The organism is uncultured Serinicoccus sp. (genome assembly GCF_947500995.1).
Taxonomy (GTDB): domain Bacteria; phylum Actinomycetota; class Actinomycetes; order Actinomycetales; family Dermatophilaceae; genus Ornithinicoccus.
This window is the reverse complement of the sequence record NZ_CANMUA010000004.1, coordinates 311,827-324,280: the sequence shown is the minus strand read 5'-3', so window position 1 is coordinate 324,280 and position 12,454 is coordinate 311,827. Positions and strand designations below refer to the sequence as shown.

Here is a 12,454-nt window from a genome sequence, read left to right as displayed (position 1 = left end):
CAAGCCACTTCCCGGACCCGCCACCACAAAGCCTAGAACGACCCTGCCAGCGGCGTCTTGACACAGAGGGGTGCCAGTAGCGTGCGGCCACGCTCAGTGCGGCAGAAGCGTGCGCCGAAGAATCCGCGTAGGGTGGCGCCCACCGTCTCTCTGGGAGTGCTCAATGACCCAAGATCCGCGTGAGCGAAGCGTCTGGCGCCAACAGGGCCGGTGGTGGCGCGTCTTCGCTCGCATTTGGCTACCGTTCACCACCCTTTTCCTGATCGGAACTCTCTTCCGCGACGACGTCCACTGGGGCACGCAAGTATCTGCTGTGTGCAACTTCGTTGCGGGTCTCGGCTTCATGGGCATGGCGCGAATTGGGTCCTCAGCGGACTATCAGGGCATCCAGGTCACACAGCTCAGAACGAGGCGTCTGCCTTGGTCCACTGTTGAGGGGTTGGAAGTAGGTCCTGTCAACGGGAGGGCGACAGCCGTGCGAGCCAAACTCAAGGATGGGACAACAGTACCTCTGCCGGGCGTTCCCGCGGCTGACGCGCCTCTATTGCAGGAGCTTCGTGCCGGACAGCCAGGTCCCCCTCGTGTGATCGGACGAGCGTAGTTATTCACAGCGCGGCATGAGAGTGAAGTCGATGCGGGGCGTTTGGCCCTGTGCTACGAGTCGAGGTTGGCTCGCCGCATCTTCACCTGGTTGATCTCGGTGAGGTTCTTCGTCAGTTCGATATTGACCCAGGAGGCGATGAACCACAGGGGCTGAGGATCCGGCATCAGCCAATCGACTGGGGTGTCCAGGTCGGCGGTGGCCAGGAGTTCGTCCCACTGCTGCTTGGCCGCTGCAATCCCGGTCGTGCCTCCGGTCCAGCGGTGATCCGCAGGCGCGATGGGAGGCCCGCTCTTTACGCGCGAGACGGTGTCGCTCCACCACCACTCGATGTGCCACAGGAGCCAAGCGATGGTCGCCTCCGGCAAAGGCAGGTTGTCCCCGTCCGGCCAGTCCGCCACCCACCCGCCCTCCCGTGGGTGGACGGTACAAACGTTCACCGATGGCTTCCATAGCGCGAGACCCTCGTCGATCTCGCCCAAGACGAACTCCTCGGCGAAGCGCCACATGATGCTGAGCTGGCGCTGGAGAAGGACTCTGCGATCTGCATCGTCTTGCATGCACCCATCCAACCCGATGGCATGCCGCAGGTCGCGCCACCTGCGGCAGATCCGGATGCTGTTCCGGGGCGCGGAGGGAGCCCTCCTGCGACGATGGAGACCTACTTGCTGGGAGGGTCAGAGTCACCCGCCGCAGGGCGGGAGTGCGTGGACTGTGGCTCTCCGTAGAACTCACGCAGGGCGCTGAGGACGGCCTTGCGCACCGCGTAGTAGATGACGTATGCGGTCACTCCGAACATGAGGATCGAGAGCACCGCAGCACTGAGCGGATCCACGTTGTCCTCCTCCTCATTGGCGACTGTCCCGTACTTGGTTGTCAGCGCGAACAGGTTACGCAATGGTGAGTTGCGGCCCGTTGAGGCCGACCCTGCACGATCACCTGCACCTCCGCTAGTGCGGTGCGCTCACCAGCATGATTGAACGCCTTCTCCGCGGCATGAGCGTGCACTGGTTCCGAACAGCTAGCGGTCGTTTGCAGGGAAGTTCAACCAATTCCAGGTGGCGCCCCGCCAAGCTAAGACCTGATGCCAGAAGTTCGACCATATCCAAAGACCATCGAGGCCTTCGAAGCCGTTGGGCGAGCGGCCGGGCGCTGGGAAGTCATTGGTGAAGAATCGAGCGGGCAGCACCTCATCGACAGGCACGAGGAACAAGTGCCTCTCGTCGACCTCGGGTGCAGACCTTGTCTTCTCGACGTGCGCGGGCATGTGTGACAGCGCCAGCCACTGTTCCAAGAGGAGCACGAAATCCGGGGACGCCGCCTCGACGAACTCGCTGCGCACTGCTGGGAGTATTGCCACTCCTGGTGACAAGCGGGTTCTACGAAGGTCACCGACCTCGTTGAGTGTCGCCACGTCGGGCTGTTCCTCAAGAACATGGCCCGGGAGATCCGCAGGAGTTTCCACGCCCCATTCGTCGCAGGTAGCGACAGCTTGGAGCACGGCGGCTCTGGTGCGGCGGTACGGCATGTCGGCCTCGGCCAAGCGAAATTGCCAGCTTGACGACGCTGGCCAGCGCCAGGACTCCTTGCCGGCCAGCCCTTGCCATCGGGCCGTGCCGGGCTCCGTAATGAGAGTGACCTCAAGAGCTCCCCGTCTCCCGTTGGGCCACTCGAGCATGAAGTCGACCGCGGCCTGACGGCCATCCACGTCGTACTCGCGTGTCGTCGCGCCCAGGGCGTGCCCGACAAGGTGGGCAGCGATCGCTTCGGCGCGACGCGCAAGTTGGCTCACGCGTACATCCTGCCCCGACTAGGCTGCCGATCCATCGCAGCACACGCGCAGAACTTCCAGCAAGGCTCGGCCAGCGATCTGCGGCAGGAGCCGGCGCTACCGCGTCCGCAGTGCGGCTACTACGACCGTCAGCCCTGCTGATACGTGCGAGTGTGTGCAGCACTTCCCCCTCCGCCGCGCGCAGCTTTGACGTGAGTACCCTCGTCGCCAGAAGGTCTCTTGAACGTCCTCTCAGCTCTCCGGCGCGAGAAGACCCTGGGGCCAACCGTCCTCGCTCGGCGTCACAATTGGGGGAACCTGGTGGCCGAACTTCGCTGCTCGCTGCAAGGTGTGCGGGTTGAGAGACTCAGGGGTTTCAGGAACGTCAGCCTGAACCTCGCTCAGCCGCACCGATTCCTCGTCGGTCCCAACAACGCCGGAAAATCTTCGCTTTTGCGCATGATTGATTGGGCGATGAACAGGGCAGACGAAGCCTTACTAAGTGGCTCGCGCAGTCTTGGTGAAGCGGAGCGAGAACTCTTAGTTCCAGCGGCCGACACGAGTGGCCGAGCGAGGAGGATAACGCTCTACGTAGCCATTCCTGATGGGCGCCGACACAAGAGGTTTTCGGCGAGCGGAGGCGTTGTGCAACTGCGGCTCAAGGTGCGATGGGACCGCGTTTCCGTGCACCTGGGACCGCCAAGGCGCGGCGAATCAGATGCCTCAGACCCTAAGGCTTTGGAGCTCTTACGAGCGTTGCGCAGCCAGTACAGGTTTGTGTATGTTCCCAACTCGCGGGACGCGGCGTCCTCACGGTTTCGCGACGCATTCGCTGGCCAGGCACGGTCTCTCTTGGTCGAGGCTTTGACTAAACCTGCAAACGGTCGTCCGGGTAACCTCGTGACCTCGACGCAATCGTCAATATCTAAGCTATCTTCAAATGCCGAAAAGGCGGTACATACCTTGCTGGAGGAGTTGACCGCGCAAGCAAGGGGACTCTTCGATGATGCAATGATCAACGTTGACCTCGACGCAGAAGCAGTCGTGGGATTGTTGGCTGAAGGAACGCAACTCCGGCTTACCACGGGTGAACACGATATCAACATGGTACCAGCGCACGAGGTTGGTTCTGGTCTACAATCGCTGCTCTTTGTGGGCCTCATGCGTTCGGCGGCCCAGATCGCCGAAGCCGAGGTAGTTCTCCTCTTAGAGGAGCCTGAAACCTTCCTGCATCCGGCCGCGCAGCGGGAACTCGCACAGGCGCTCCTTGACTCACCAGACCTTCGCTTCGTTGCCTCGACGCACAGCGCGGCCATGCTGGACGAAGCACGAGCTACTGATGTCGCCCTATTGCGAGATCATCGTGTCTTTGAGCCGTCAGCCTTGGACCCTGAGCGCGGCGACATCGATTCGGCGTTCATGTCAGGGCAGGGCGCCGAGGCACTATTCGCACGATCGGTGCTTCTCGTGGAAGGACCGGGAGACCTAGCCGTCTTCGAGCAACTACGCCGGCGACTTGCTCGTCTGTCCAACATGAGTCGGATCGCCAGCAGGCTAGCGGTGGTTCAGGTTGGGGGTTGTGAACGGTTCGCGCCGTGGATTCGACTCCTCCGCGGATATGTCGACCAGACGGGAAGCGAGGCAATCTCCTGGTTTGCGTTGGCTGACGGCGACGCAGGTCCTAGGCTGAGGGCAGGACTCAGGGAAGCACGTGTAACCGTTCCGGAAGTCGTCAGCCAAGCCATTGACGAGAGTCGGGAAGCTTTTGGCAACCATGACGTCGAACGCCATGTGGCAGCGGCGTCCTCAGTCAATTCTTTAGCCAGATCATCGGGGCTCCGCGCCGGGCTTCTGCCGTTCGACCTCGAGTACGCCCTTCTTGCACGCGCCCCAATCGCTGGCGTGACGAACTATGCAACGCGATTCGGTGAGCCCGCTGAATCGGGGCTAGAATTGGCTCATAAGCTCGGTTCTACTTATCTCGAGACGCGTCGGAAGAACCCACCGAAGGCGGATTGGATGAGAGGCTTCATTGCCGAAAGGGCGGCCTTCGGTGACCTTGATCCACAGGTGCTTCACACTCTCCGTGAGTGGATACGGCCGGCCTTGGGCGGCGCCGAGTTTCCCGCTGAGCTTGGCAGCGCGGTGTGACGTAGCTGCGGGTTGGGGCGAGAATCCCGACGACGGATCCCGTCCTGTCTTCGGCATGAGGGTGATGTCACGACTGCGCAGGTCGACATCGACTCAACGGCCACCTTTTCGGCAGGGGCATCCGGCGACCGCTCACGGCGGCTGCGGGCGGGGGAGCCACCCATACGGTGCCTCGAGCACGGCATCCGGCAAGCCTGCGTCGTGGCCGCTGGCGGTCAACCTCGGCGGTGGGGGGGGGGCACATCACAGGGCCTGATCAGCGTCGTCCCGTGTCACCAGCGAGAGTCGATCGTGTGGAGACCTGCGACGACGTGCGGGCCGGCGGTCGAATGCTTCGGGGGAAGTCACGAGGCCTGCATGCACGGCCGACGGCGTACCCGGTGACCGATGCAGAATCGACGGTCCAGAATCCAAGGTCTGCCAACGGTGAAACGATCCTCCGAAGGACGCACGGGGGATCTTGTGAGCTCAAGAAGGGTGAGACGCCCCGCCTTCACGACGCGCCAGGCGACGGGCATCTGAAAGGGCGCTCTGCTCAGCGAGAAAGCCACGATCTGTCGTACGATCTCCCACGATCCGCTGGCCGGCATATCGGTCAGCGGTGGTGCCGGCCGTCCCGGCAAAGGGGAGAAATCTCATGGTCGCTACCCGCCGGGCTTTTCTGCAGGCCGCGTCACTCGTCCCGCCGGTCATGGCGATCTCGGCGGCACCTGCCCTCGCTGCCACCGTGCAGCCCTACGTCAGCCTCCGCCGCCACTACACCGCCGCTCACTTCGAGAGCGCCTCTCGCGCCGCGGTCGTGGTGGAGAGCCGATCTGGCCGAGCCCACATACGGCTCGCGTCCAGCGGCCTGCAGTCGGGGCGGAACGCCGCGCTCTACGGCACGTCCGTCACCTATTACTACGGGCGCCTGACCTCACCCACGATCACCCCGACCCAGCGGTTCGACAGGCTCATCGCGTCCTGGAACGCCTCCACCCCGACCGGGACATGGGTGCAGGTCGAGGTGCGCGCCTACCGGGCCGCCGCCTCGCGATGGACGAAGTACTACACCATGGGCATCTGGGCGCGGGACAACTCGACGATCAAGCGACGCAGCGTGGCAGGTCAGGGGAATGCGGATGGCACCGTGGACACGGACCTGCTCAAGCTTGCGGGGGGAGCGGCCTACAGCCGCTTCCAGTACCGGCTGACGCTGTTCACCACGGACCGGACCCGGACCCCGGCAGTGAGCTCCGTGGCGGTCATGGCGTCGAACTCGGCCAAGGAGGCGGCCGGGCTCCCCGTCTACTCGGACAGGCAGGCGTGGGGGCGTGACCTGGACGTCCCCCGGCGCTCCCAGATGATCTACCCGGACGGCGGCGAGGTGTGGTGCTCGCCGACGTCGACGTCCATGGTGCTCGCCTACTGGGGCGCGAGCGTGACGGTCCCCCGTGCGGCGGCACGGACCTACGACTACACCTACCGGGGTCACGGCAACTGGCCCTTCAACACCGCCTGGGCCTCCACGCACGGCCTGGACGCCTACGTCACCCGGATGGGCTCGCTCGCGCAGCTCGAGGAGTGGATCAGCGCCGGGGTGCCCGTCGTCATCAGCATCGCCTGGAAGCGGGGAGAGCTGAGGGGCGCGCCCATACCCTCCAGCAACGGGCACGTCATCGTCGTCCGTGGGTTCGACCGCAACGGCGACGTCATCGTCAACGACCCCGCGGCCTCGACCGATGCCCGGGTGCGCCTCGTCTACCGGCGCGCCGAGCTCTTCACGGTGTGGCTCAAGTACTCCGGGGGCACGGCATACCTCATCCACCCTCGCACCCACCCGGTGCCGACCGACAAGCGTCACGGGAGCTGGTAGTCGGGTCCTCCGCGAGGAGTGATGCGGCGTCGGCGATCGCGAGACGGGACCCGTCGGAGGGGCGGCCCGGCTCGCCAGTGGCTACGGTGGCGGCATGACTGAGCAGCAGAGCAGCAACGCCGGGTCCGAGGAGTCCGAGGCGCGGCAGGAGGCCGCGGAGCACGTCGTCGAGCGCGTGGAGAGCTGGGACGAGGGTGCCCAGCCCGAGACGATCCGGGAGGACCTCGAGGAGGGGATGGGGCAGGCCCAGGTGGAGGTCGACGACGGCGACCTGGAGCAGATGGCCCACGAGATCCACGACGAGGGCAGCACCGACACCCCCGAGGTCGGGTGAGTCAGGGCCTGCGCCTCCTTCTCCTCGCCGACACCCACCTGCCGAAGCGCGCGAAGGCTCTGCCGGCCCAGGTGTGGGAGCAGGTGGCCGCCGCCGACGTCGTGGTCCACGCCGGGGACTGGGTCACCCCGGACCTGCTGGACGAGCTGGAGCAGCGCGCTGCCCGGCTCGTCGCCGTGTGGGGCAACAACGACGGCCCGGAGCTGCGCCGCCGCCTGCCCGAGGTGGCCCGGGTGGAGCTGGAGGGTATGCGGTGGGGCGTTGTGCACGAGACCGGCGCCAAGCAGCGGCGCGAGGAACGGATGCGCGCCTCATACCCCGACCTGGACGTCCTCGTCTTCGGCCACAGTCACATCCCCTGGGACACCGAGCACGAGGGGCTGCGCCTGCTCAACCCGGGATCGCCCACCGACCGGAGGCGTCAGCCGTACTGCACCTACCTGACCTGCACCGTCGCCGAGGGTGCGCTGAGCGAGGTGGAGCTCCACCGCGTCGAGGCACGCGGCTGAGGCGGCACCGACACCGGCCGGGGAGGTACGTTCAGGGCGTGGAGCGACGGGTGGTCCTGGTGCGTGCGGTCAACGTCGGCGGCACCGCGAAGCTGCCGATGGCGGTGTGGCGCGAGCTGGCCGCCTCGCTCGGGGCGTCCGACGTCGTCACCTACATCGCCTCGGGCAACATGGCGTGCACCGTCCCGGGGGAGGCCCACGCCTTCGACCGCGGCCTCGAGCAGGCGGTCGAGCAGCGCTGCGGGTTCTTCCGCGAGGTCATCAGCCGGACCCCGCAGGAGGTCGCCGCCGCCCTCGAGCAGCACCCCTTCGAGGTCGTCGACCCCGCCTTCTCCTACGTCTGCTTCCTCGGTGCAGAACCCACCGAGGACGCGGTCGCCGCGGCTCGGGAGCTCCCGACGGGCGAGGACCGGTGGGAGGTCATCGGCCGCGAGATGCACCTGAGGTATGCCCGTGGCGCCGGCCGGCCCCAGATGAGCGACGCGGCCATCGGGCGGGCGCTCGGGGTGTCCGGCACCGCGCGCAACCTCCGGACGGTGCGCAGGCTCATCGAGCTCGCGGGACCGGACCCCCGCTGAGGGCCAGTCTGTCCTCGGCGTCCGGACCGCCGCGTCCCCGCCGCCCTGCCCGGCTCAGCCGGCCAGCTGGGCGGCGACCACGGCCACCAGCAGGGTGAGCACGGCCAGCCAGACCCCGAGCACCCACGGCCACCAGCGGTCCAGGGTGGCCCGTGTCCGCCCCAGCGGTCCGCCGCCCGGGTCGGACAGCGCGCGTGGGGCGTGGACGAGCAGCACGCTGACGCACACCCAGACCACGACGCAGTAGGGGCAGACGGCCTGGATGACGAACAGGCTCTGGGACATGAGCCACAGCACGAAGCCGAATCCGGCCAGCGTCCCGAGGCTGAGGCCGGCCCAGCACCAGTGCGGCAGCGCGGTGCCACCGACGACGAGGACGCCGAGCGTGACCACCACCGGGAAGGCCAGCAACCCCAGGTAGGGGTTGGGGAAGCCGAGCACCGCCCCCTGCCACGAGCTCATCACGTCGCGGCAGCTCACCGCTGCCCCGAGGTCGCAGCTGGGCGCGTAGAACGGGTTCGTCAGCAGCAGGTACCTCTCGACGGCCAGGACGAGGGAGGCCAGCGTCCCGCCCAGGCCGGTGACGAGCACGACCCAGCCGAGGTATGCCGGTGGCCGGGCGTCGGTGGGGGTGGCGGTCGTCACGACCCCACGGCCTCGCGCAGCGCCTCGCTGAGGTCGGCGTAGGACTCGGGGTCGAGGACCTCGCCGTCGAGCACGAAGGACGGGGTCGAGGTCAGCCCCAGGTCCAGGGCGGCCTGACGGTCGGCCTCGATCCGGTCGAGGGTGGCCTGGTCCTCGTAGTCCTCGTCGAACTGCGCGAGGTCGAGGCCGAGCGTCTCGGCATACCCCTGGAAGACCGGCCGGGGGTCCTGCAGCGAGGCCCACTCCGTCTGCCCGGCGAAGAGCAGGTCGTACATCCCCTCGAACTCGCCCTGGGCGTCCGCGGCCAGCGCCGCCTGCGCCGAGGGCACCGCGTTGGGGTGGACGTCCAACGGGAACATCCGCACGACGAAGGTCGCGTCGCCCTCGAACTCGGCCCGGGCCTCGTCGATGGCCGGCTTGACGGCCGCGCAGGCGGGGCACTGGAAGTCGAGGAACTCGACGAAGGTGGCGTCGGGGGAACCGTCAGGACCCAGCTGCAGGGGTGTCTCGCCGACGGCCTGGTCCTGGCTGACCGACGCCGGGGAGGTGTCGTCGGACCACGGCCGCCACAGCGCGAGGACGACGAGCACGGCGACGACCGCGACGCCGGCGACGACCAGCGGGCGGAGGGCGCGGTGGCGTGGGGTGGGCGCGACGGGGACGGGTGGGCGAGGCATCGGGGCTCCTTGCTGAGAGGTGGGAGGGGAGGTGCCGGCGCTCAGGCCAGCAGGGACGCACCGAGGTAGGACCGGGGGGTGCAGCCCGGGAGGACCGCGAAGACCGCCGACCCGATCGGGGTGGTCCACTGGTTGAGCAGGTCCAGCTCGTCGAGGCGTCGTTGGATGGGCAGGAACTGCGCGTCCACGTCGGTCTGGAAGGTGATGAAGACCAGCCCGGAGTTCGACGTCCGGCCCGGCTCGGGCGCCTCGTCGAAGTTGTAGGGGCGACGCAGGAAGCGCTGCCTCCCGTCGTCGGACCGGGCACGCCGGATGTGCGCGAAGGTCTCGATGACCGGGAAGCCGAGCTCGGTGACGGCGGTCAGGTCCGGTTCGTCGTGCTCCTGCTCCCCGGTGAGCGGGGCGCCGTTGTCCAGGCGCCGCCCGATCGTGGACTCGCGGGCCGGCCGGTCGACCTCGTCCCAGGTGTCCAGCTCCATCCGGATCCGGCGGACCACCATGGCGCTGCCGTCGACGGCCCAGGCGGGCGCCGGGCCGAACCACTCCTGCGACTGCGCGCCGATCCAGACCAGCGCGTCGTCGCCCGGCATCACCAGGTTGCGGGTGCCGTCGACCTGACCCATGAGGTTGCGCACCGATCCACCACCGACCTCGGCGGCCTGCTCCGGTGCCTGCTCGCGCCGGCGGAAACCGCGCTGCGTCCAGCGGACCGAGGCGAAGGTGCGCACCTCGCGGGACAGGATGCGGGCGGCGTGGGCCGTGGTGATCGGGTCGTCGGCGCAGATCTGCAGCACCACGTCGCCGCCGCTCCACCTGTCCTCGAGCTCGTCCACCGTGAAGGCCGGCAGGGGCCGCAGCCAGGCGGGGCGACGGTCGGCGAGGTCGGCCGCGTCGAAGAAGCCCGGCCCCACACCGACCGTGACGGTGAGGTGGGCGGGGGAGAGGGCGAGCTCGGGCTCGGTGTCGGTGAGCGCGGGCTCGCCCGCCGTGAGCCGGGAGATGTCGTCGGTGAGGATGCGCATCATCCGGACCAGGGCGCCGCGGTCGACGCCCTCGGACAGGTCCAGCGCCACGAGGGTCAGGTGGTCCTGGGGCACCGTGGTGATCCCGGCCTGCCGGGCTCCGTGGAACGGCACGACCGCCGACTCCTGCTCCGGGGCCGGGGCCGGGGCCGGGCCGGGCTCCGTCGCCGACGCGCGTCCGGCGACCACCCCGACGGTGACGCCCGAGAGCCCGACGGCGGAGGCACCGAGCAGGTCCCGTCGCGAGACCCCGCCCCGCCGGGCCGGAGCGTGCTGCTCCGGCCCGGCGGTCCGGTCGTCCGACCGAGGGTGCTCGGCCGTCATGGAGCGTCGGTCTCCGTGCCGGAGTCGTCCATCTCCATGTCGTCCATGTCCTCCATGTCGCCCATGTACTCCTCCTCGGCGCCGTCGAAGCTGCGGACGGGCGCGTCGAAGGAGAAGCGTGACCCGTCCTCCATGGTGAGCGTGATGCTGATGTCCTGCCCGGGCTCCAGCGGCTCGGTGAGGTCCATGAGCATGAGGTGGTCACCTCCGGGATTGAGCTCCGCCTGACCCCCTGCGGGGACGACGATGCCACCCTCCTTCTCGGTCATGACCATCTCGCCGGAGTCACCGGTGGCCATCTCGTGCAGCTCCATCATCGTGGAGACGCCGGTGTCGGCCGCCGTCACGACGACGTCCTCCTCACCCGGGTTGGTGATGGTCCCGAAGGCCGCCGTCATGCCCTCGTCGGCGGCCTTGACCCAGGGGTCGGTGATGCTCACCTGCGCCTCGCCGTCGGTGGAGACGCTCCCGGCGGGGGAGTCCTCCTCCGTCGTGCCGCAGGCGGCGAGCGCCAGCAGGCCCGTGAGGGCGGCGGCCAGGGCAGGGGTCGTCGAACGTGCGTGTGTCGTCCTCATGTGTGGTTCCTTCTGCGGCCTCCGGGCCGCGGCAGTGTGGTGAGCGTCAGCCCCGGCGGCGTCGCAGGACGACCCCGCCGACGCCGAGCAGCGCCAGCGCGACCGCGCCGGCGCCCATCGCGATGTGTTCCCCGTGCCCACCCAGCACGCCGTGGTCCTCCGACCCGTGCGAGGTGGTCTCCGCGCCCTGGTCGGGCCCCGACTCCGGCTCGACGGCGTCGGTCTCCGCCGGTGCGGCGTCACCGATGCTGAAGGAGAGGCGTCCGGCGATCGGGTGCCCGTCGGAGGAGACCACGCGCCAGGTGACGTCGTAGGCCCCCTCCGTCAGGTCGGCCTCCACGGGTGCCGTCACGACGGTCCCGTCCACGACGGGCTCGATGCTCGCGACCTGCACACCCTCGGCGTCGCTGATGATCAGCTGGGGGGAGATGTCCTGGATCTCACCGGTGAAGGTGAGCTCGATCTCGTCCGGCGCCGACGGCAGCGCGTCGCCGTCCCCGGGTGTCGAGGACACCAGGGCGTCGTGCGCGGAGGCCGGAGCGGCACCCAGTGCCGCCAGGACGATCGCGACGACGAGGGCCACGAGCGGGGCCTGCGTCCGGGTGGTCCCGGACCGCGAGGGCCCGGCGGCGTGGATGAGGGAGGACATGGCTGACTCGACTCCGTGCGCGAGGAGAGGCGGACCCGACCGGGTCCAGGGGGGAAGATGCCGCCACCGGGGTGGACGGCGCTGACCGACCCCCGGTGCGCGGTGATCAGGGCACGGGTGTCGGGGACGGGAGCAGCTGAGGCGTGAAGGGCGGCCCGCGGTCCGGGTGTCGTCGCTGGCGGTGTCCCGTCAGGACGGGCGCGACGGTGGCGCCGATCGCCGGTCGAGGGTATGTCGTGGGCACCCGTGGGGTGCCCAGCGTCGGCAGCAGGACGTCGAGGAGGGTCCGGAGCAGGTCGGCGATCGCGTGCACCGCGGCGTCGGCCTGCCGCACGAGGACCACGGTGACGAGCGTGGCCAGCCCGTGCGCGAGGGCCATGGAGGCCCCGGTGTGGTGGGCGGCGTGCATCGAGCCGGCGGCGGCCCCGCCGGTGGCCAGCAGCACGTGCAGCAGCCCCTGGGCGAGGCCGAGGACCACCAGCAGCTCCAGCGTCCCCCAGCGCCGGTCGCTCCACCACCAGCTCAACGGGGTGACGGCAGCGGCGACGACCAGCAGCGGCCACCAGGAGCCCGTGGCTCCGCCGGCCAGCACGTGCGCGACGACCGCGACGAGGACGGTGAGGAGGGAGACGAGGACGGCGCGGGCCCAGCGCATACCGCGCCCCGAGACCGTGGCTCCCCGCGTGCCCTCCATGGCGTGCACGCTACACATCGAGTCTGGACGGGCGCCGACGCCCCGGTGGACGGACCGGACCCGACCACG

General features: G+C 68.7%; 15 protein-coding genes. 6 read left to right on the top strand and 9 right to left on the bottom strand.

The window, feature by feature from the left end:
• The first annotated feature begins 163 nt into the window (after positions 1-163).
• A complete protein-coding gene (locus Q0967_RS17405; protein WP_363322008.1) occupies positions 164-601 on the top strand; it encodes a PH domain-containing protein in 438 nt (145 codons plus the stop codon).
• Positions 602-654: 53 nt separating this feature from the next.
• Here the strand turns inward: Q0967_RS17405 and Q0967_RS08630 are convergent, their stop codons facing one another.
• The 3 genes from Q0967_RS08630 to Q0967_RS08620 form a co-directional block, all read right to left on the bottom strand.
• The gene (locus tag Q0967_RS08630; RefSeq protein ID WP_298753183.1) at positions 655-1,161 is read right to left on the bottom strand and encodes a DinB family protein; all 507 of its coding nucleotides are present in this window, start codon (positions 1,159-1,161) and stop codon (positions 655-657) included.
• A 101-nt stretch (positions 1,162-1,262) separates the two neighbouring features.
• Positions 1,263-1,436: a hypothetical protein gene (locus tag Q0967_RS08625; protein ID WP_298753181.1), complete on the bottom strand. Its 174-nt coding sequence runs from the start codon at positions 1,434-1,436 to the stop codon at positions 1,263-1,265.
• 186 nt (positions 1,437-1,622) lie between these two features.
• Positions 1,623-2,393: a hypothetical protein gene (locus Q0967_RS08620; protein WP_298753179.1), complete on the bottom strand. Its 771-nt coding sequence runs from the start codon at positions 2,391-2,393 to the stop codon at positions 1,623-1,625.
• A gap of 879 nt (positions 2,394-3,272) precedes the next feature.
• On the opposite strand from Q0967_RS08620, the gene Q0967_RS08615 reads away from it, so the two are divergent.
• From Q0967_RS08615 to Q0967_RS08595, 5 genes are all read left to right on the top strand, one after another.
• Positions 3,273-4,523, top strand: coding sequence for an ATP-dependent endonuclease (locus tag Q0967_RS08615; RefSeq protein WP_298749114.1), 1,251 nt, complete (start codon positions 3,273-3,275; stop codon positions 4,521-4,523).
• A gap of 637 nt (positions 4,524-5,160) precedes the next feature.
• On the top strand, positions 5,161-6,378 hold the full coding sequence (locus Q0967_RS08610; protein ID WP_298749115.1) for a peptidase C39 family protein: 1,218 nt from the start codon (positions 5,161-5,163) through the stop codon (positions 6,376-6,378).
• A gap of 94 nt (positions 6,379-6,472) precedes the next feature.
• Positions 6,473-6,712: a hypothetical protein gene (locus Q0967_RS08605; protein WP_298749116.1), complete on the top strand. Its 240-nt coding sequence runs from the start codon at positions 6,473-6,475 to the stop codon at positions 6,710-6,712.
• Complete coding sequence (locus Q0967_RS08600; protein ID WP_298749117.1) at positions 6,709-7,221, top strand: metallophosphoesterase; 513 nt, start codon at positions 6,709-6,711, stop codon at positions 7,219-7,221. The genes Q0967_RS08605 and Q0967_RS08600 overlap by 4 nt, the downstream gene beginning before the upstream one ends.
• Before the next feature lie 38 nt (positions 7,222-7,259).
• The gene (locus tag Q0967_RS08595; RefSeq protein ID WP_298749118.1) at positions 7,260-7,799 is read left to right on the top strand and encodes a DUF1697 domain-containing protein; all 540 of its coding nucleotides are present in this window, start codon (positions 7,260-7,262) and stop codon (positions 7,797-7,799) included.
• Positions 7,800-7,853: 54 nt separating this feature from the next.
• Here the strand turns inward: Q0967_RS08595 and Q0967_RS08590 are convergent, their stop codons facing one another.
• The 6 genes from Q0967_RS08590 to Q0967_RS08565 form a co-directional block, all read right to left on the bottom strand.
• The gene (locus tag Q0967_RS08590) at positions 7,854-8,444 is read right to left on the bottom strand and encodes a vitamin K epoxide reductase family protein (RefSeq protein ID WP_298749120.1); all 591 of its coding nucleotides are present in this window, start codon (positions 8,442-8,444) and stop codon (positions 7,854-7,856) included.
• Positions 8,441-9,121 carry a thioredoxin domain-containing protein gene (locus Q0967_RS08585; RefSeq protein WP_298749121.1) on the bottom strand — a complete coding sequence of 227 codons (681 nt, stop codon included), beginning with the start codon at positions 9,119-9,121 and terminating at the stop codon, positions 8,441-8,443. Before Q0967_RS08585 ends, Q0967_RS08590 begins: the two co-directional genes overlap by 4 nt.
• Before the next feature lie 41 nt (positions 9,122-9,162).
• Positions 9,163-10,467, bottom strand: a complete 1,305-nt coding sequence (locus Q0967_RS08580; RefSeq protein ID WP_298749122.1) for a Dyp-type peroxidase — start codon at positions 10,465-10,467, stop codon at positions 9,163-9,165.
• The gene (locus Q0967_RS08575) at positions 10,464-11,042 is read right to left on the bottom strand and encodes a copper chaperone PCu(A)C (RefSeq protein ID WP_298749123.1); all 579 of its coding nucleotides are present in this window, start codon (positions 11,040-11,042) and stop codon (positions 10,464-10,466) included. Before Q0967_RS08575 ends, Q0967_RS08580 begins: the two co-directional genes overlap by 4 nt.
• Before the next feature lie 46 nt (positions 11,043-11,088).
• A complete protein-coding gene (locus Q0967_RS08570; RefSeq protein ID WP_298749124.1) occupies positions 11,089-11,691 on the bottom strand; it encodes a copper resistance CopC family protein in 603 nt (200 codons plus the stop codon).
• Between the two features lie 106 nt (positions 11,692-11,797).
• The gene (locus Q0967_RS08565) at positions 11,798-12,385 is read right to left on the bottom strand and encodes a hypothetical protein (RefSeq protein WP_298749125.1); all 588 of its coding nucleotides are present in this window, start codon (positions 12,383-12,385) and stop codon (positions 11,798-11,800) included.
• Positions 12,386-12,454 lie beyond the last annotated feature (69 nt).